17 protein-coding genes and 1 riboswitch are annotated in these 17669 nt (G+C 70.9%); of the genes, 11 read left to right on the top strand and 6 right to left on the bottom strand.

Annotated features, from left to right (window positions below; translation table 11 throughout):
• Both AC792_RS02150 and AC792_RS02145 read left to right on the top strand, forming a co-directional pair.
• On the top strand, nt 1-549 hold a 549-nt coding region (locus AC792_RS02150), incomplete at its 5' end, for a DUF3027 domain-containing protein (RefSeq protein WP_049828930.1).
• A gap of 31 nt (nt 550-580) precedes the next feature.
• Nucleotides 581-1855, top strand: coding sequence for an MFS transporter (locus AC792_RS02145; RefSeq protein ID WP_049828929.1), 1275 nt, complete (start codon nt 581-583; stop codon nt 1853-1855).
• On the opposite strand, the gene serC is transcribed toward AC792_RS02145, so the two are convergent.
• Nucleotides 1852-2976 carry a phosphoserine transaminase gene (gene serC, locus AC792_RS02140; RefSeq protein ID WP_049828945.1) on the bottom strand — a complete coding sequence of 375 codons (1125 nt, stop codon included), beginning with the start codon at nt 2974-2976 and terminating at the stop codon, nt 1852-1854. The genes AC792_RS02145 and serC overlap by 4 nt on opposite strands.
• A gap of 244 nt (nt 2977-3220) precedes the next feature.
• Here serC and AC792_RS02135 point away from each other — a divergent pair, with 244 nt between their 5' ends.
• From AC792_RS02135 to AC792_RS02110, 5 genes are all read left to right on the top strand, one after another.
• Entirely contained in the window at nt 3221-3919 is a 699-nt protein-coding gene (locus AC792_RS02135) for a metal-dependent transcriptional regulator (protein WP_049828928.1), read from the top strand.
• A gap of 163 nt (nt 3920-4082) precedes the next feature.
• Nucleotides 4083-4251, top strand: a riboswitch (cyclic di-AMP (ydaO/yuaA leader).
• 217 nt (nt 4252-4468) lie between these two features.
• Nucleotides 4469-5515, top strand: a complete 1047-nt coding sequence (locus tag AC792_RS02130; RefSeq protein WP_442853590.1) for an NlpC/P60 family protein — start codon at nt 4469-4471, stop codon at nt 5513-5515.
• A gap of 273 nt (nt 5516-5788) precedes the next feature.
• Nucleotides 5789-6286, top strand: a complete 498-nt coding sequence (locus tag AC792_RS02125; protein WP_049828926.1) for an HNH endonuclease — start codon at nt 5789-5791, stop codon at nt 6284-6286.
• A 651-nt stretch (nt 6287-6937) separates the two neighbouring features.
• The gene (locus AC792_RS02115; protein WP_049828924.1) at nt 6938-7222 is read left to right on the top strand and encodes a DUF6457 domain-containing protein; all 285 of its coding nucleotides are present in this window, start codon (nt 6938-6940) and stop codon (nt 7220-7222) included.
• Nucleotides 7219-8475, top strand: a complete 1257-nt coding sequence (locus AC792_RS02110) for a molybdopterin molybdotransferase MoeA (RefSeq protein WP_049828923.1) — start codon at nt 7219-7221, stop codon at nt 8473-8475. Before AC792_RS02115 ends, AC792_RS02110 begins: the two co-directional genes overlap by 4 nt.
• Nucleotides 8476-8578: 103 nt before the next feature.
• Here the strand turns inward: AC792_RS02110 and AC792_RS02105 are convergent, their stop codons facing one another.
• Complete coding sequence (locus tag AC792_RS02105; protein WP_049828944.1) at nt 8579-10903, bottom strand: FdhF/YdeP family oxidoreductase; 2325 nt, start codon at nt 10901-10903, stop codon at nt 8579-8581.
• A gap of 91 nt (nt 10904-10994) precedes the next feature.
• On the opposite strand from AC792_RS02105, the gene fdhD reads away from it, so the two are divergent.
• Entirely contained in the window at nt 10995-11822 is an 828-nt protein-coding gene (fdhD, locus tag AC792_RS02100) for a formate dehydrogenase accessory sulfurtransferase FdhD (protein ID WP_049828922.1), read from the top strand.
• 147 nt (nt 11823-11969) lie between these two features.
• Here the strand turns inward: fdhD and AC792_RS02095 are convergent, their stop codons facing one another.
• The 3 genes from AC792_RS02095 to AC792_RS02085 form a co-directional block, all read right to left on the bottom strand.
• A complete protein-coding gene (locus tag AC792_RS02095; RefSeq protein WP_049828921.1) occupies nt 11970-12734 on the bottom strand; it encodes an amino acid ABC transporter ATP-binding protein in 765 nt (254 codons plus the stop codon).
• Nucleotides 12721-13380 carry an amino acid ABC transporter permease gene (locus AC792_RS02090; protein WP_049828920.1) on the bottom strand — a complete coding sequence of 220 codons (660 nt, stop codon included), beginning with the start codon at nt 13378-13380 and terminating at the stop codon, nt 12721-12723. Before AC792_RS02090 ends, AC792_RS02095 begins: the two co-directional genes overlap by 14 nt.
• A gap of 62 nt (nt 13381-13442) precedes the next feature.
• Nucleotides 13443-14252, bottom strand: a complete 810-nt coding sequence (locus AC792_RS02085) for an amino acid ABC transporter substrate-binding protein (protein WP_049828919.1) — start codon at nt 14250-14252, stop codon at nt 13443-13445.
• 151 nt (nt 14253-14403) lie between these two features.
• Here AC792_RS02085 and AC792_RS02080 point away from each other — a divergent pair, with 151 nt between their 5' ends.
• The 3 genes from AC792_RS02080 to AC792_RS02070 all read left to right on the top strand — a co-directional run bounded on the left by AC792_RS02080 (nt 14404) and on the right by AC792_RS02070 (nt 17189).
• Nucleotides 14404-14862 (top strand): hypothetical protein, encoded by a 459-nt coding sequence (locus AC792_RS02080; RefSeq protein WP_152915975.1) that lies wholly within the window; start codon nt 14404-14406, stop codon nt 14860-14862.
• A complete protein-coding gene (locus AC792_RS02075) occupies nt 14859-15194 on the top strand; it encodes a transcriptional regulator (protein WP_049828917.1) in 336 nt (111 codons plus the stop codon). Before AC792_RS02080 ends, AC792_RS02075 begins: the two co-directional genes overlap by 4 nt.
• A 90-nt stretch (nt 15195-15284) precedes the next feature.
• Nucleotides 15285-17189, top strand: coding sequence for an ABC transporter ATP-binding protein (locus AC792_RS02070; protein ID WP_049828916.1), 1905 nt, complete (start codon nt 15285-15287; stop codon nt 17187-17189).
• Here AC792_RS02070 and AC792_RS02065 read toward each other — a convergent pair.
• Nucleotides 17186-17626, bottom strand: coding sequence for an NUDIX hydrolase (locus tag AC792_RS02065; protein WP_049828915.1), 441 nt, complete (start codon nt 17624-17626; stop codon nt 17186-17188). The genes AC792_RS02070 and AC792_RS02065 overlap by 4 nt on opposite strands.
• Nucleotides 17627-17669: the final 43 nt, after the last annotated feature.

Raw genomic sequence — 17669 nt, 5'->3', positions numbered from 1 at the left:
ACCGCCGGCACCGCCCCGTCCAGCACGGACGCGACCCCCGCCGCGCCCCGGAGGCCGCGTGCAGCCCGCGGGATCCCGAAGTCGGACGCCGTCCTCGAGGCCGCGTCCGAGCGGGCCCGCCTCGGTGTGCTCGAGGTGGTGCCGGAGGCGCAGGTGGGACGCCACGTCTCCGCCGTCGTCGAGGGTGAACGCCTGGTCACCCACCGCTTCGAGGCGTTCGTCCCCGGGTACGGCGGGGGGCGGGGGGTCGCCACGGCGGCCCGGGGGGCGCGGGGCAAGGAGGTGACGGTGTGCGAGGTGGGCCTGCTGCCCTCCGCCACGTCGCTCATCGCACCCGAGTGGCTGCCGTGGTCCGAGCGCGTGCGGCCGGAGGACTCCCAGCCCGAGGAGCAGCCGGATGCCGGAGGCGTGGACGGCGCCCCGGTGGTGGGCGCGGACGAGCTCACACCCGAGGTGGGCGTGCCCGGTCCTGCGGCGGGCGGCCCCGGCGGCCCCGACGCCGCGTCCACGGGCGCGGGCGAGGTCCCGGACCGGTCCGACACCGCGTGACGGGTGCGCCGTGCGGGGCCGGGGGGGGCGCATGAGCACCTTCCGGTCCCTGGGCGTCCACAACTACCGTCTCTGGTTCGTCGGGGCGCTGATCTCCAACATCGGCACCTGGATGCAGCGCACCGCGCAGGACTGGCTGGTCTACGACATCCTCACCGAGCAGAACGCCTCGGCCCTGGGGATCGTGATGGCCCTGCAGCTCGGCCCGCAACTCGTGATCGCACCGTGGGCGGGCCTGGTGGCGGACTCCGTGGACCGGCGCCGGCTGCTGGCCGTCACGCAGGTGGCCATGGCCCTGCTGGGGATAGGCCTGGGACTGATGGTGCTCCTGGACGTCGCGGTGCTCTGGCACGTCTACGCCTTCGCCCTGGCCCTCGGGATCGTCTCCGCCTTCGATGCCCCGGCGCGGCAGGCATTCGTGTCCGAACTCGTGCGGGACGACTACCTGCCCAACGCCGTGGCGCTGAACAGCGCCTCCTTCAACGGTGCCCGCATGATCGGACCCGCCGTCGCCGGCCTCCTCACCGCCGGCGTCGGACCGGGCTGGGTGTTCCTCATCAACGCCCTGACCTTCGGGGCCATGGTCTACGTGCTGGTCGCGATGCGCAGCTCGGAGTTGAACGTGCAGCCACGCTCCCTCCCGGGCAAGGGCCGGATCCGGGAGGGTTTCCGCTACGTCCGGCAACGGCCGGACCTCATGGTGGTGATGCTCGCGATCTTCATCGTGGGGACCTTCGGCCTCAACTTCGCCGTCTACATCGCCGCGATGGCGCGCACGGAGTTCGGTCAGGACGCCGGGGTCTTCGGTGTGCTCTCCTCGGTCATGGCGGTGGGATCGGTGGCGGGGGCGCTCCTGTCCGCACGGCGTGACCGGCCCCGCCTGCGGTTCGTCTTCGGTGCCTCGGCGGCCTTCGGGGTCTCCTGCATCGCGGCCGCGCTGGCACCGAACCTCTGGCTCTTCGGCCTGAGCCTCGTGCCGGTGGGCCTGTTCGCGCTGACCCTCATGACCAGCGCCAACGCCTACGTGCAGACCACCACCACCCCCGTGATGCGCGGCCGCGTCATGGCCCTGTACTTCGCGATCTTCCTCGGCGGGACACCCCTGGGTGCCCCCGTGGTGGGGTGGGTCTCCGACATGTTCGGCCCCCGCTGGAGCCTCGGGGTGGCCGCCCTGGCAGGTCTGCTCGCGGCCGCCGTCGGGATCTTCTGGGCCTGGCGCTACCACGAGGTGCGGCTGCGCTACGACCGTGCCACCCCGCGTCGCCTGCGCCTCACCCACGAGGGCGACGACGACCGGGCACCCTAGAGCAGCGTGTCCACCACGTGGTCGATGCAGGCGATGAGGGCGGAGACGTCGTCGGGCTCGATGGCCACGAAGGTGGCGATCCGCAGCTGGTTGCGGCCCAGCTTGCGGTACGGCTCGACGTCCACGACGCCGTTGGCACGGAGGATCGCGGCGATGCGTGTGGCGTCGACACCGTCGGCGAAGTCGATGGTCACGATCACGTTGGAGCGGTCCTCGGTGCGGCTCACGTACGGGGCGGCCACGGGCGAGGCCTCGGCCCAGGCATAGAGCCGCCCGGCGGAATCGGCGGTACGCGCGGCGGCGAACGGGAGACCGCCCTCGGCGTTCAGCCACTGCACCTGCGCGTCGAGCGCGACCAGCGTGGAGAGCGACGGCGTGTTGTACGTCTGGTTCAGCCGCGAGTTGTCGATCGCGGTCTGCAGGTCTAGGAAGTCCGGGATCCACCGCCCGGACGCCCGGATCCGTGCGGCGCGCTCCAGTGCTGCGGGGGAGAAGAGGCCGAGCCACAGACCGCCGTCGGAGGCGAAGTTCTTCTGCGGCGCGAAGTAGTAGACGTCCGCCTGGGCCACGTCGACGTCTAGTCCGCCCGCCGCCGAGGTGGCGTCGACGAGCACCAGCGCGCCGTCGTCCGCGCCCTCGACCCTCCGTACCGGGGCGGCGACGCCGGTGGAGGTCTCGTTCTGCGGCCAGGCGTAGGTGTCCACGCCCGCCTCCGCCACCGGCTCCGGGCGGGTGCCGGGAGCGGAGGAGATGATGGTCGAGGCCTCGAGGAACGGGGCGTTGGTGGTCGCGGCGGCGAACTTGGACCCGAACTCGCCGAAGGAGAGGTGCTGCGCCCTGCGCTCCACGAGGCCGAAGCTCGCCACGTCCCAGAACGCCGTGGAACCGCCCACGCCGAGCACAACCTCGTAGCCGTCCGGGGCGCCGAAGAATGTGCTGAGGCCCCCGCGCACACTGCCCACGAGATCCCGCACGGGTCGCTGGCGGTGCGAGGTGCCCAGCAGGGAGCTGCCGGCCGCCACCAGGGCGTCGAGCTGAGCGCTCCTGACCTTGGAGGGCCCTGCCCCGAACCGGCCGTCCGCGGGCAGGAGGTGTGCGGGGATGCGGGGCAGATCGCTCATGGTGCTCCAGCGGCTGAAGGGGCGGGTGACGCCCCTCATTCTGCCCCAGCACCGCTCCCGCGCTCCATTTGTGAACGTGACCGCGACGGGCCCCCCACCCGCCCGGACGGGGCCGCCGGGGATTGCCGGGCGCAGAACGCCATACGTTACCTTGGGAGGCATGGGCCGCCGGCGAGGCCGGGCCCCGGAACCGGCGTGGAGCAGTCCGGCCCCGCATCCGCACCGCACCAAGGAGCTGAACCGCATGACGGACCTCATCGACACCACCGAGATGTACCTGCGGACCATCCTCGAGCTCGAGGAGGAGAACATCGTGGCCCTCCGGGCACGGATCGCCGAGCGGCTCCGCCATTCCGGGCCCACGGTCTCCCAGACGATCGGGCGAATGGAGCGCGACGGCCTCGTGGTCGTCTCGGGGGACCGCCACCTGGAACTGACGGGGCTCGGGCGGCGCCGTGCCACGGAGGTGATGCGCAAGCACCGGCTCGCCGAGCGACTGCTGAGCGACGTGATCGGCCTCGACTGGGCCTACGTCCACGAGGAGGCCTGCCGCTGGGAGCACGTGATGAGCGAACGCGTGGAACGGCGGCTCTACGAACTGCTCGGCAAGCCCTCCGAATCCCCCTACGGCAACCCGATCCCGGGGCTCGAGGGCATCGGGGGCGTGGAGTCGGAGAAGTTCACCGACGGCGTGGTCACCCTGCTCGCGGCGATGGAGGGGTACGTCCCGGGACAGCGCGTGACCCTGGTGCGCCTCGCCGAGCCGATCCAGGTGGACCCCGAGCTGCTCACCCAGCTCGACGAGGGGGGGCTGCGGCCGGGTGCGCAGCTGGGTCTCGAGTCGGTGGGTGGGTACGTCTCCGTGCGTGTGCCGCAGGTCGAGGGTGCGCTGGAACTCCCGCCGGAGGTCGCGGCGCACGTGTTCGTCTCGGTCGCGGAGTAGAGCGCCACCGCCGCACCCGAAGCGCAGGTTTCCCGCGGGTAGCTCAAGATCGTCACCCGTTCATCACCAGTTCGTGATCAGACCGTGACACACCCCGATTCCTGGGATAGCCTCCAATCATGCCGGGCCGATCGAGGTCCGGAACCTCGTGCAACTCGCCCAGCTCTGCCATTGACCGAGGTCCGTCCGCACCATCGCATGGCAGAGGCGGGGGAACCAAGTTCTCGGATCTCCGACCGGAGATCCTCGGGGTTAAGCCGCTGTGCGTGCAGCGGCCGGGTGACTCCCATCCGAACCCGACAGCTCACCTCGTAGGCGTTGGGAGAGGCAATCCAACGTGTCCAGAAGCTCTTCTCCGGGCCGTCGTGCGTCCGGGCCCTCCGGCATGCCGGCTGTCCCGTCCCCCCCGACGGCGCCGCCCCCCGGCCCGGCGACCCGCCGGCGAGCCGTCACCGCCGAGTGCGCGTTCCCGTCCTTCGCAGTGCCCGTCCTCGACGGCGTCCGCTCCATCCGCGTCCGCTGAACCAGCCCTCACCCCGGAGATTCCTCATGCCCGCAAGTGCAAGGACCGCCCGCCACCGCAACGCCCCCACGACCACCGCCGGCGGAATGGGCCGCAAGGCCGCCGTGTTCGCCGCGGCGTCCGGCCTCATCCTGTCCGGCGGCATCGCCGCCAATGCCGCCAACGCCGCGGAGATCGAACCGCAGCGTGAAGCGGTGGTCTCGAACACCGCGCTGGTCTCGGTCCGCGCCGCCGTCGTCGCCTCGACCCGGAGCTCGCCGGCCTTCAGCAGGACGCCGGTCAGGATCAAGGCCAGGCCCGTACGGAAGGCACCCGTGGTGGCACCGGTCGTCGTCACCCCCGTGGTCGAGGCCCCCATCGTCGAGGCGCCGGTCATCGAGGCCCCGATTGTGGAGGCGCCGGTCGTCGAGGCGCCCGTCGTCGAGGCCCCCGTGCCGGAGGTCGTCGCCGAGGTGCCCGTTGTCGTTGCCCCGGTCGAGGTGCCCGTCGCGGCCCCGGTGGTCGCGGCACCCGTCGTGGAGACTCCCGCGGTGGAGGTACCGGCAGCGGCGGCCGTCGCTCCGCCGGTCGTCGTCGCACCCGTGGAGCCGCCCGTCCAGGTGGTACCGGCCCCCGCCCCCGTGGTGCAGGGCGCATACATCGCGCCAGCACCGGCTCCTGCACCGGCTCCTGCACCGGCTCCTGCGCCAGCTCCTGCGCCAGCACCGGCTCCTGCGCCGGCACCCGCGCCCGCCGCACCCTCCGGCGTCGCCGCGACCATCGCCGCAGCCGCCAAGAACCAGGTGGGTGTGCAGCAGGACTGCACGCGACTGGTGAGCAACGCCCTGGCCGCGGCGGGCATCACCTTCCACGACTGGCCCGCCGGGTACCTCTCCCTCGGCCGCACCGTCAGCGCCCGTGTGGCCGTCCCGGGTGACCTCATCTACTACGCCGACGGCGGCATGGGCATGGCCCACATCGCGGTGTACATCGGCAACGGCCAGGCCGTCCACGGCGGGTTCAACGGCAACTCCACGGTGATCGCGCCGGCCGAGCTCGGCTCCGGCGGTGTCTACATCCGCGTCGGCGGCTGACCCGTCGGCAGACCCCGATGAAGGGACCGGCACCCGTCGGTGCCGGTCCCTCCGTCGGTGCCGGGAACGCGTGGATCGCGGCCGGAGGAGGTCCGATCGGCTGGGCGAATGCCCGCAGCGGTCGGCTCCCTTACCACCTGGTACCGGGTGGTACGCCGATTAGCGGCACGCCGGTGTCCGGCTTACCCTTGCAGTGTCAATCCGAAGCACTTCTCCCGAACACCGGGACGGCAACCGGCTGGTGGGGGACAGGTCAGCGATGAGGCTCACTTCATGCGCACTCTTGTTCTGAATGCAGGGTATGAACCACTGGCGGTGGTCACGTTCCGCCGGGCGCTGGTGCTCGTGCTCACGGGGAAGGCCAGCGTGGTGGCGGAGGACGACGATCCGGTGATCGGCCCCACCGACGTGCTCGGCAGACCCTCGGTGATCCTGCTCAACCGCTACGTGAAGATCCCGTACCGGCAGGACGTGGCAGCCACACGCCGGGGGGTGCTGCGCCGCGACAACCACCTGTGTGCCTACTGCGGCAAGGCGGCCTCCACCATCGACCACGTGATGCCGCGCTCGCGCGGCGGGGCGGACACCTGGGAGAACCTGGTGGCCTGCTGCCTGAGGTGCAACAACGCGAAGAGCGACAAGACCCTCGGCAGCCTGGGCTGGAAGCTGCGGATCGTGCCGCTGCCGCCGAGGGGGCCGCAGTGGCAGATCCGCGAGCTGGAGAGACCCGCACCGCAGTGGAGCGCCTTCCTCTCGGAGACCGCCGCATGAGCGGGCCCGCGCCGCAGTTCGACGCCGTCATCCTCGCCGGTGGCCGCTCCTCCCGGCTCGGCGGAGTGGCGGAGGCGGGTCCGGTCCCCGGGGGGAGGCCCCCGCTCGCGCGCCCCCGCGCCGCGCTGTCCGCCGCCCGGCCCCGGACGCTGGTGGGGCCCGCCCGGGGGGAGGGGGGCGGGGCGCGGGGGGGACGGCGGGGTCCCCCGGGGGGGAGGCCCCGCCGTTCACCGGTCCCGCTGCTGCCCTGGTGGCGGGGTTCCGCGCCCACCCAGGACCGGCCGGCGCCGACGGCGGGGCGGCCAGGGCTCCGTGGTGCGTGGTCGTCGCCTGCGACGTGCCGCGCGCGCCGAGCTCCTGACGATCCTGCTCGCCGAGGCCGCGCGCGAGGACGGGCGGCGTCGCTCGTCCCGGTGGACGGGGGCCGCGAGCAACCTCTCGCAGCGCTCTACCGCACCGACGATCTCCGGGACGCGATCGAGGCGGTCCTGGCCCGGGGGAGCGCCGACAATCTGTCGATACGCAGCCTCCTTGCTAGTGTGAGGACCAGACCGGTCCCGGTTCCGCCGGGCACCACCCGCGACGTCGACACCTGGGCTGATGCACGAGAGCTGGGCGTCGACGTCCCCTAGGAATGCCCGGGAGGGCCCCATGGACGATCGCCAGAAGCTGCTGCACGACTGGACCGAGAAGCTGCTCGTCTCCTTCGAGATCGACGGCACCGAGGTGGACATCGACGCGGTGCTGGACCTCGCGGCGAAGGCCGCCCACGGGGTCGTACGACCGGCAGCACCCCTGACCACCTTCGTGGTGGGCTATGCGGCTGGACTCGCGGTGGCCAGCGGACAGGCCGAGGAGCAGGTCGCGATGCGCTCCGCCATCGCGGTGGCCGAGGCCCTGTGTGCGGAGACGGCGGCGGAAGAAGGCTCCGAGTGAGCGGGAGCGGAGGGCACGACGTCGACTGGGGTACCGCGCGAGCCCTCGCCCACGACGCCGGGCACGCGCTGCCCTTCCAGACGGTCAACCTCGCGGACGCCCTGGGGCAGGTCCTGGCGGAGCCGATCCACACCCTGCAGGCCATGCCCCACTACGCCTCGTCCGCCATGGACGGCTGGGCGGTCAACGGGGAGCCACCCTGGAAGCTGGTCTCCGTGGAACCCGAGGAGGACCACCGCGGACGGCATGCACCGCATGCCGCCTCGGGGCAGGTGTCGCTCGAGCCCGGCGAGGCGACCTTCATCCTCACCGGCGGCGTGGTGCCCCAGAACACCGTGGGCATCCTGCGCACCGAACGCGGGTCCGTGCGGGGGGACGTGCTGGACCGCAACGCGACCGCCCGCCCCGACGAGCCCGCTCCCCAGGAGCACATCCGGCCGGCGGGGGAGGAGGCCGAGGTGGGGCTGGAGGCCATCCCCGCCGGGGTGGTGCTCAACCCCGCGCAGATCGCGCTCGCGGCCGTGTGCGGGCACGACACGCTCACGGTGCTCCGTGCACCGAGGGTCTCGCTGCTCATGACCGGGGACGAGGTGATCGAGCACGGTCTGCCGGGGCCGGGCCAGGTGCGCGACACCTTCGGACCCCAGCTGCCCGGCTTCGTGGCGATGCTCGGCGGCCACGTGGACGTGGCCGGCCGGGCGAAGGACGACCTCGACGACGTCGTCGCGGCCATCAGCGCCGAGGCCACCGACGAGTTCTCGCTCGCCCGGGCCTCCGGCGACGTGCTGATCACCACGGGAGGGACCGGCAGCTCCTCGGCCGACCACATCCGCAGGGCCCTGGAGGAACTCGGGGCGGAACTGATCATCGACGGCATCGCGATGCGTCCCGGCCACCCCACGCTGCTGGCACGTCTGCCCGACGGCCGGTTCCTGGTGGGACTGCCGGGGAACCCGCTCGCGGCCATGATGGCGATGCTCACGGTGACCGGGCCGCTGCTCGCAGGACTCCGCGGGGCGCCGCTCGAGCAGCCGTCCGAGGTGACCGTCGCCGAGGCCTTCGAACCGCTGCCGGGCCGGAGCCGCCTGGTGCCCTACCGGGTCGAGGAGGGCAGGGCGGTCCCGAGCAACCACCAGCGGTCCGGGATGCTGCGCGGGCTGGCCTCGGCCGACGGCGTCATGATCGTCCCCGGGGACGGGTGCGCGCTGGGCGACGTGATCCCCGCGCTGTCCCTGCCGTGGGGCGTGCGCTGACCCGAGGACCGATCGAGCAGCCTGCTCCGACCAGCCTGCTCCGACGAGGAAGCGCCGGTACCCGTCAGGGGTACCGGCGCTTCCTCGTCCCAGCGTGGCTGGATCAGGCGGCCTTCTCGAGCCGCACGATCACCGACTTCGAGGTGGGCGTCCCGCTGACGTCCGCCGTGGAATCCAGGGGTACCAGCACGTTGGTCTCCGGGTAGTACGCGGCGGCGCACCCCTTGGGGGTGGAGTACGCGATGACCCGGAAGTCCTCGGCACGGCGCTCCACGCCGTCCTTCCATTCCGAGACGAGGTGCACCATGTCGCCGTCGGCGAGGCCGGCCTCGGTGATGTCCTCGTGGTTCAGGAACACCACGCGGCGGCCGTGGTGGACACCGCGGTAGCGGTCGTCCTTGCCGTAGATCGTGGTGTTGTACTGGTCGTGCGAGCGCAGCGTCTGCAGGATCAACCGGCCCTCGGGCACCTTCGGGTACTCGAGGGTGTTGCCCGTGAAGTTCGCCTTCCCCGTGGCCGTGGTGAAGGTGCGGCTGTCACGCGGCCCGTTCGGGAGGACGAAGCCGCCGGGCTCGGTGATGCGGTTCTCGAAGTCCTTGAACCCGGGGACGACGGCGCTGATGTGTTCGCGGATCACGCTGTAGTCGGCCTGGGCAGCCACCCAGTCCAGCTGCGGCGCGTTGGTGCCGAAGGGGCTGTTCCTCCGGGCGAAGAGGCGATCCCCGAGCTGGCAGACGATCTCGATCTCCGAGCGCATCTCCGAGCTCGAGGGCTTCAGGCGCCCCCGCGAGGCGTGCACCGCGCTCATGGAGTCCTCCACCGTGACGCGCTGGTCGCCGCCGGCCTGGGTGTCGCGATCCGTCCGTCCGAGCGCCGGGAGGATCAGGGCGCGCCTGCCCGTGACCACGTGCGAGCGGTTCAGCTTCGTGGAGACCTGCACCGTCAGGCGGGTGTTCCGCAGCGCCTGCTCGGTGACGTTGGTGTCCGGGGTGGCGCGGACGAAGTTGCCACCCATCCCCATGAACACCCGGCCCTTGCCGTCCCGCATGGCGCGGATCGCGGCCACGGTGTCGAAGCCGTGCCTGCGCGGCGACTCGAAGCGGAAGCGCTCGTCCAGTGCGGTGTGGAACGCCTCGGGCATGCGCTCGAAGATCCCCATGGTGCGGTCGCCCTGCACGTTGGAGTGACCGCGGACCGGGCACACCCCGGCGCCCGGCTTGCCCACGTTGCCCTGGAGCAGCAGCACGTTGACGACGTCGCGCAGCGTGGCCACCGAGTGCTTGTGCTGCGTCAGTCCCATGGCCCAGCAGACGATCGTGCCGGGGGAGGCGATCATGCGGTCACCGAGCTTGGTGATCTCCGCCTTCGAGATGCCGCTCGCGAGCGTGATCTCCTCCCAGGAGGTCTCCCGCAGGCTGGCGAGGTACTCGTCGAGACCGAGCGTGTGCCGGGCGATGAACTCGTGGTCGAAGACCGTGCCGGTGGCTTCCTCGCGCTCCAGCAGGTGCTTGCCGAGACCACGGAACAGGGCCTGGTCCCCGCCGATGCGGATCTGCAGGAAGTCGTCCGCCAGGGCCGTGCCGCCGCCGAAACGGGTACCGAGCAGGCCCATGGGGTTCTGCGGGTTCTCGAAGCGCAGCAGACCGGCCTCGGGCAGCGGGTTGATTGCCACGATCGCCCCGCCGTTCTTCTTCGCCTTCTCGAGCGAGGTGAGCATGCGGGGGTGGTTGGTCCCGGGATTCTGGCCGGCCACGATGATCAGCGGCGCGGTGTCGATGTCCAGGAGGGAGACCGTGCCCTTCCCGACGCCGAGGGTCTCGTTCAGCGCGGAGCCGGAGGACTCGTGGCACATGTTGGAGCAGTCGGGCAGGTTGTTGGTGCCGAGCCCGCGCACCAGCAGCTGGTACATGAAGGCGGCCTCGTTGGAGGTGCGCCCCGAGGTGTAGAAGATGGCCTCGTCCGGGCTGTCCATCGCCGCGAGCTCCTCCACGATCACCTGGTAGGCCTCGTCCCAGCCGACCTCGCGGTAGTGCGTGCCGCCGTCGTCGAGCAGCATGGGGTGCGTGAGGCGGCCCTGCTGGCCCAACCAGAAGTCGTCGCGCGTCTCGAGGTCCTGCAGCGAGTGCTCGGCGAAGAACGTGGGGGGAACGGTACGCTTCGTGGCCTCCTCGGCGACCGCCTTCGCGCCGTTCTCGCAGAACTCCGCGGTGTGGCGCTTGTCGCCCTCGGGCCAGGCGCAGCCCATGCAGTCGAAGCCCTTCTTCTGGTTGACCGACAGCAGGGTCTGCGCGCTGCGTACCGCACCCATCTGGTCGTAGGAGATCTTCAGGGAGTTGATGACGGCGGGCAGGCCCACGGCCTTGGTCTTCGGTGCCCCCACTGTCAGCAGGGACTCGTCGATGTTGTCCCTCGGTGCCTCTTTTGCCACGCTCGTCACTTCCTCGTCTCGGCGTTGACCGTCCCGAAAGGTGTCTGGAGTCAACTAACCTCAATGATAGGGCCGAGGTAGGGAGTGTCGAATGAACCGGGTCACGCAGCGCCGCCGCATCACCAAGTTCCGCATCGGGGCACAGACCGGCCACCGCGAGGACGTCCTCGCCGGTGAGGAACCGTTGGAGATCCGTCTGGGGGGCAGTGCGTTCACCGTGACCATGCGCACCCCGGGCGACGATTTCGACCTGGTGGCGGGTTTCCTCGTCTCCGAGGGCGTGGTGTGGGAGCCGGGCCAGCTGCCGAGCCTGCGCTACTGCGCGGGCGTGGACGACGACGGACGGCAGACCTTCAACGTGGTGGAGGCACAGCTCCGCCCGGGGGTGGAGCTCCCCGACACCGCCATGGAGCGCCACGTGTACACCTCGAGCTCGTGCGGGATCTGCGGGACGGCGTCGATCGACGCGGTCCGCAAGTCCTCCCGGTTCGACCTCACCACCGACACGGGGTCGATCGACCTCGGCATCCTCGCCTCCCTGCCGGACCGGTTGCGCGAGAGCCAGAAGCTCTTCGACCGCACCGGTGGCGTGCACGCGGCCGGCCTGTTCACCGCGGACGGTGAGCTGCTGTGCCTCCGCGAGGACGTGGGCCGGCACAACGCCGTGGACAAGGTGGTGGGCTGGGCGCTCCGGGAGGGGATGCTCCCCCTGAAGGGCACCGTCCTGCAGGTCTCCGGCAGGGCGTCCTTCGAGCTGGTCCAGAAGGCGCAGCTCGCCGGGATCCCGGTCCTGGCCGCGGTCAGCGCGCCGTCGTCGCTCGCCGCCGACCTCGCGGACGACTCCGGGCTCACCCTGGTGGGCTTCAGCCGCGGCACCACCCTGAACTGCTACTCGCACCCGGAGCGCATCGCGGCCTGAGCGCCACCGCGTGCACAGCCGGGTGCGGCGTCGTGCACGCGTTCCGGTGGACAGGAGCGAGTCGCCGGGCGACACGCCGTGGATCGGGCGCACCTGACGCACGACCCGGACGCGACGCCGCGGCGGTCCCTCGGGCGCAACGCGCTCCTAGAACGGGTTGAGGAGCCGCTGCACGAAGCGGCGGGGGCGGGCCCCCCCCGGGGCGCGCAGCACCTGGTCCGGGTGCCCGTGCTCCACGACGACGCCACCGTCCATGAACACCACCTCGTCCGCCACCTCGCGCGCGAAGGCGAGTTCGTGGGTGACGATCACCATGGTCCACTTCTCCTCGGCGAGCTCCTTGATCACGGTGAGCACCTCGCCCACCAGCTCGGGGTCCAGGGCCGAGGTGGGCTCGTCGAAGAGCAGCAGGTCCGGCTGCAGCGCCAGCGCACGGACGATCCCCACGCGCTGCTGCTGACCGCCGGAGAGGTTGAAGGGGTGGTCGTGGCGTTTCGCGGCGAGACCCACGCGCTCCAGGAGCCGCTCGGCGTCGGCCACGGCCTCCTTGCGCGGCCGCTTCTGGACCTGCACCGGGCCCTCGATGATGTTCTCGAGCACCGTCATGTGCGGGAAGAGGTTGTAGTTCTGGAACACCATGGCGCTGCGGTCCCGGAGGGACAGCACCTGCTTCCTGGTCACCCTGCCCCCGAAGTCCACCGACGGACCGCCGGCGAAGGCGACGGTCCCGCCGTCGGGCGTCTCGAGGCCGTTCAGGCACCGCAGCACGGTGGTCTTCCCGGACCCCGACGGGCCGACGAGCGCCACCACCGTGCCGCTCTCCAGCTGCAGGTCGATGGACTTCAGGACCTGGGTGTCGCCGAAGGACTTCTGCAGTCCGGTGACGGTGAGCAGGGGATCAGCGGGCGACATAGCGGTCCAATCTCTTCTCGAGCGCGGACTGGCCGCTGGACAGGACGAGGCAGAACACCCAGTAGATGGCGGCCGCCTCCATGTAGATGAGCAGGAACTGCTGCGAGGAGGAGGCGATCTGCTGCGCCACGCGGAACAGCTCGGTCACGAGGACCACCGAGGCCAGGGACGTGTCCTTCACCAGGCTGATGAAGGTGTTGGACAGCGGAGGCACGGAGACCCGGGCTGCCTGCGGGAGGATGACCCGGCGCAGGGTGAGGGTGCGTGACATGCCGATGGTGTGCCCGGCCTCCCACTGCCCCTTGGGTACGGACAGGATCGCCGCGCGAACGACCTCGGCCGCGTACCCCCCGACGTTCAGCGAGAAGGCGATGATGGCGCTGGGCCACGGATCGATCGTCAGGCCGACGGACGGGAGCCCGTAGAAGATCACGAACAGCTGCACCAGCAGCGGGGTGCCGCGGATCACCGAGACGTAGAAGCGGGCGATCCCCGAGAGGATCGGCTGCCCGCTGATGCGCATCATCGCGAGGACCAGGGCCAGGGCGAGCCCGAACACGAAGGACGTGAGCGCCAGTGGGATGGTGGCCGTCAGCGTGCCCGAGAGCATGGGCCAGAAGGAGGTCCGTACAAGCTCCCAGTCCATCGGTCAGTCCCTCCCGCACGGGGCCTGCGGCCCGAGTGTGACGGCCCCGGGGTGCTGCGGGGTCACTGGCTGACGTCGGCGCCGAAGTACTTCTCGGAGAGCTCGGCGAGGGTGCCGTCCGCTCGGAGCTCGTCGAGAGCGGTGTCGATGGCGTCCACGAGGTCGTCGCTGCCCTTGCGCACGGCCACGGCGCTCTCGGAGTTCTCGTCGGTGGTCGCGGCGATCTTGATGCCCGGGTTGTCGTTGGTCTTCTGGTAGTCGAGGTAGGTCAGCTCGTCGTTGATGGTGGCATCCACGCGGCCCTGCTCCAGAAGGGTGATCGACTGCGCCCACCCCTCCACCGCCTCCACGTTCGCGCCGCTCTCCGTCGCGAGCTCGTTCCAGTTGCTCGTGAGGGACTGCGCCGTCGTCTTGCCGTCGAGGTCCGCGAAGGAGGAGATGTCGGTGTTGTCGGCCCTGGTCACGATCACGCCGGAGCTCACGGTGTACGGCTCTGAGAAGTCGTAGGCCTCACGACGCTCGTCCGTGATGGACACCTGGTTCGCGATGACGTCGAAGCGACCCGCCTCCAGACCGGCGAAGATCGCGTCCCACTGGGTCTCCTGGAACTCGGCCTCCACGCCCATCTTCTCGGCCACGGCGGTGATGACCTCGACGTCGTACCCGGTGAGCTCGCCGCTGCCGTCCTCGTGGAAGCTGAAGGGGCGGTAGGTACCCTCGGTGCCGACGGTCAGGACGCCGGAGTCCTGGACCTGCTGCAGCGCGGAGGCGTCGTCGGAGGAGCCGGACGAGCCGGAGGAGTCGGATCCGCAGGCGGAGAGGGCGAGGGTCAGGGCGGCAGCGGCACCGATGAGGGTCAGACGGCGGTTCATGGGCATTCCTTCGATCAGGGTTCCGGGAGGGCGGGGTCGAACACTACCGGCATCAACACCGGCGCACCCACTTATTGTTCCGAAGTGTTGCGCGCCCATCATCGACACTTTCCTCTTGTGAAAGTTCTCGGTCCGGTGCATGCTTTCCATTATGGAAAACATAGACGCCGTCCTACGCGCCGCAGACCGTGCAGCGGCAGCCCCGTACACCTACCGCTATGACACCCCCGCCTGGTACCCGTTCGCCATGGCCGCCTACTTCACCGCGATCGCCGGGACCTTCCCGCTGCTGATGACGGGCAGGCTGGTACTGGGGATGGGACTGCTCGTGCTCGCTGTCGGCGCCTTCCTGGCGCTCACCATGGTGCTCCGGCGGCGTTTCGGCACCTGGCCGTCGATGGACGGTGCCCCCGTGGAGATCAGGCGGGTCTTCGGTGTCCTGCTCCTCCTGGCGCTCGCCGTCGTGCTGGTCTCCACGATAGTGTGGCAGCTGACGGGGGCACCCGGCGGGCTGCTCGCGATCTTCCTCACCTCGCTCGCCGTGGTGTGGTCGTACGAGTTCCGGTTGTACCCGGCGGCTGCGGCGCGGCTCCGGCGGCGGCTGGCATGAGTTCACCGCTGGACGGGCTCGACCCCGTTCTCAACCCGCCCAAGCGGCTGGCCGCGATCGCCATGGTGGGCGCGAGCACCTCGTGCGACTTCACGTTCCTGCGGGACCACCTCGGGCTCGGCGACTCCGACCTCTCCAAGCACATGAGTGCCCTCGCCGACGCCGGGTACGTCGCCGTCCGCAAGAGCGGCCACGGCCGCGGCAGCTCCACCAGCTATGCCGTCACGGGCGCCGGACGCAAGGCCTATGCACGCCACCGCGAGGCGCTGACGGCGCTCCTCGCGGTGCACCTGCCGGAGGACGAGGGGCGCCGCACGCGCAGAACGGGGTAGCCGGATCCGACGACGTCGTCGATCGTCGTGCGTCGGTAACAGGGGGTGGCGCCGCCTAAGCTGGGAACGGCATCAACAGGAGGAGTCGCCATGAGCATGGAAGGCGCGGCCTGGAGCTCGCTGTACAAGATCTCGACCGCGAAGGACCGCAAGCAGGGGTTCTCGAGGGAGTCCGTACGCCGGATCCTCGCCTTCGCGGAGCCCTACAGGTCCAAGCTGATCCTCTTCATCCTGCTCTCCGTGGTCGGCGCCTTCCTGGCCGTGGCCACCCCCGTGCTCGCCGGCCGGGTGGTGAACGTGATCGTGGCGAACGGCGAGGTGCGCACCGTGGTGTGGCTCGCCGTCGTCATCGCCCTCGTGGCCGTCGCCGACGCCGCCGTGTCCCTCGTGACCCGCTGGTACTCCGCCCGCATCGGCGAGGGTGTGATCCTCGACCTCCGCACCGCCGTGTTCAACCACGTGCAGAAGATGCCCATCGCGTTCTTCACCCGCACCCGGACCGGCGCCCTGGTGAGCCGGCTGAACAACGACGTGATCGGCGCGCAGCAGGCCTTCAGTGGCACGCTCTCCGGGGTGGTCACCAACCTCGTGGCGCTGATCCTCACCCTCGCGGTCATGCTGAGCACGTCCTGGCTGGTCACCGTGCTCGCCGTGGTCATGCTGCCGATCTTCCTCGTCCCGGCCCGCCGCATGGGCACCCGCCTGGCCGCACTGCGCCGCGAGGCCGCGGACCACAACTCCGCCATGAGCACGCAGATGACCGAGCGTTTCTCGGCACCCGGTGCCACCCTCGTGAAGCTCTTCGGCCGCCCCGACGAGGAGGCCGAGGAGTTCCGGGTCCGCGCCGCCCGGGTCCGCGACATCGGGGTACGCACCGCGATGCTGCAGTTCGTCTTCTTCACGGCCCTGATGCTCGTCTCCGCCCTCGCGCTCGCGCTGGTGTACGGACTGGGCGGTTTCCTGGCGCTCCGCGGGCAGCTGGACACCGGCGACGTGGTCACGCTCGCCCTGCTGCTGACCCGCCTCTACGCCCCGCTGACCAGCCTCGCGAACGCACGCGTGGAGATCATGAGTGCCGTGGTCAGCTTCGAGCGCGTGTTCGAGGTGCTGGACCTCGAGCCCCTCATCCAGGAGAAGCCCGACGCCGGAACCGTGCCGCCGGGCCCGGTGTCCGTGGAGTTCGACGACGTCCGCTTCGGGTACCCGTCCGCTGACAAGGTCTCCCTCGCCTCGCTCGAGGAGGTGGCCACCCTCGACACCCGCGGTGGGGAGGAGGTGGTGCACGGGATGTCCTTCCGCATCGAACCGGGCCAGACCGTGGCACTGGTGGGATCCTCCGGCGCCGGCAAGTCCACCATCGCCCAGCTGCTCTCACGCCTGTACGACGTGGACTCCGGAGCCGTACGCCTCGCGGGGCGCGACGTCCGGGACCTGACCTTCGCGGGGATGCGGCAGACCCTCGGGATGGTGACGCAGGACGGCCACCTGTTCCACGAGACGATCCTCACCAATCTCCGGCTCGCGCGGCCGGATGCGACGGACGACGAGGTGTGGGACGCCGTCCGCCGCGCCCGGCTGGAGCCGCTCATCCGCTCGCTGCCGGATCAGCTGGACACCATGGTGGGGGAGCGCGGGTACCGCCTCTCCGGCGGGGAGCGCCAGCGCATGACCATCGCGCGTCTGCTCCTCGCCCAACCCCGCGTGGTGATCCTCGACGAGGCGACGGCGGCCCTGGACTCGACGTCGGAGGCCGCCGTGCAGGCGGCGTTGAGCGAGGCCCTCGAGGGACGCACGGCGATGGTGATCGCCCACCGGCTCTCCACCATCCGCAGTGCGGACCAGATCCTCGTGATCGAGGACGGCCGGATCGTGGAGCGTGGCACGCACGAGGAGCTGCTGGTGCTCGCCGGACGCTACGAGGAGCTGCACCGCACGCAGTTCGCGCCGCAGCAGTCCGGCGCGGTGGAGGCGCCCGAGGCCCTGCAGCGCGGCTAGGAGTCCCGGCAGGACGGGCCCGGGTCCCCGGACCGGACGCGTAGGAGGGGGACGACGAACTCGGTCAGCAGTGGCGCGAGGTCCTCCCGTCGCGACGTCCGATCGAGCTCCAGCCAGTCGATCTCCTCGATCTCGGCCCGTGGCTCGGGCGGAGCCGTGAGGGGGCACAGGAACACGGTTGCGTGCAATCGTGCATCCGCCTCGTTGGCTGCGCGGCCGGTCCAGGTGCCCAGCGGCACGAGGTCCTCCGGCGCCACCACGAGACCGAGTTCCTCGAAGAGCTCACGCACCCCGGTGGCGGCCGGAGACTCGCCCGGCTCTGGTTTCCCGCCGGGCTGCATGAAGACCGCCGTACCGCGCTTCCGGACCAGGAGGAGGCGATGAAGGGGATCGAGCAGGCACAGCGCCGTGACCGTGATGAGCTGTCGGTCAGGCATGGAGCCTTCTCTGCTCGGAGGTGGTCGGGACCGGCATGCCGTG

The organism is Arthrobacter sp. RIT-PI-e (assembly GCF_001187915.1).
Lineage (GTDB): Bacteria > Actinomycetota > Actinomycetes > Actinomycetales > Micrococcaceae > Arthrobacter_D.
The sequence above is the reverse complement of the archived record's forward strand: the minus strand, read 5'-3'. Positions and strand labels throughout refer to the sequence as shown.